Source organism: Aeromonas sp. HMWF014 (assembly GCF_963878295.1).
In the GTDB taxonomy this organism is placed as follows: domain Bacteria; phylum Pseudomonadota; class Gammaproteobacteria; order Enterobacterales; family Aeromonadaceae; genus Aeromonas; species Aeromonas popoffii.
Map to the genome: position 1 here is coordinate 1 of NZ_CAWNYS010000579.1, position 1,120 is coordinate 1,120.

General features: G+C 64.6%; 1 protein-coding gene. It reads right to left on the reverse strand.

Annotation, left to right across the window (positions count from 1 at the left end; translation table 11 throughout):
* Positions 1-1,120, reverse strand: a 1,120-nt coding sequence (gene fadI, locus AAC083_RS22230) for an acetyl-CoA C-acyltransferase FadI (protein ID WP_108537735.1), incomplete at both ends; no start/stop codon positions are given.

Below are 1,120 nucleotides of genomic sequence, written 5' to 3' on the forward strand. Positions count from 1 at the left end.
GTGTTAAGCCCCAATCCCCCACCCCGACGACGCAGCTCGTGCAGCGTCTGGGTGATCATGCGCGCGCCCGTCGCGGCAAAAGGATGGCCGTAGGCCAGGGAGCCACCGAGGACGTTGAACTTGTCCATGTCCACTTCACCTATGGCTTGGCTGCGCCCCAACTTGTCACGGGCAAACTCGGCGCTCGCAAACATCTTGAGGTTGGCCAGAGTCTGGGCGGCAAACGCCTCGTGCATGTCGATCAGGGTGAGATCGGCGAGGGTGATGCCGGCGCGGTCCAGCGCCAGCGGCGTAGCATAGGAGGGACCCATCAGCATGTCCTGCCAGACATCGATGGCAGAGAAGGCGAAGCTGCGGATATAGCCAAGCGGCTCAAGTCCCAGCTCTTTGGCCCGCCCTTCGCGCATCAGCAGCACCGCGGCGGCGCCGTCGGTAAGCGGGGTGGCGTTGGCGGCGGTCACTGTGCCATGCACCCGGTCAAACACGGGTTTGAGCTTGGCGTAGCTCGCCAGATCGGACGCTTCGCGGATGTTGTTGTCCCGCTCCAGCGGCGACGTGTAGGGGGGCACATGGGCGGTAAACACCTCGCCGCTCAACTTGCCATCGGCCCAGGCTTGCGCCGCCAGGCTGTGGGAGCGGTGGGCCAGCGCATCTTGCGCCTCGCGGCTGATCTGGTGGCTCTTGGCCATCTGCTCGGCGGTCTGCCCCATGGAGAGGCCAGTGGAATACTCGGCCACAGCGGGCGGCACCGGCATCAGATCCTTGATCCTCAATGTCCGCAGAATATTGAAGCGCTGCTGCAGGTTACGTGCCTTGTTGAGGTCCACCAGGGCGCGCGCCAGCTTCTTGCTGACGCCGATGGGCAGCACGGAGGAGGAGTCTGCCCCACCGGCAATGGCGATGTCGACCGTGCCGGCCATGATGGATTCGGTGACGTTAGCCACCGCCTGGAAACTGGTGGCGCAGGCGCGCGACACGCTATAGGCATCCGTGGTAACGCTCATGCCGGTGCCGAGCACGATTTCGCGGGCTATGTTGGGCGCTTCCGGCATCTGTACCACCTGGCCGACCACCAGCTGGTCTATGAGTGTGGGATCGAGATCGGTGCGGGCGAGCAGCT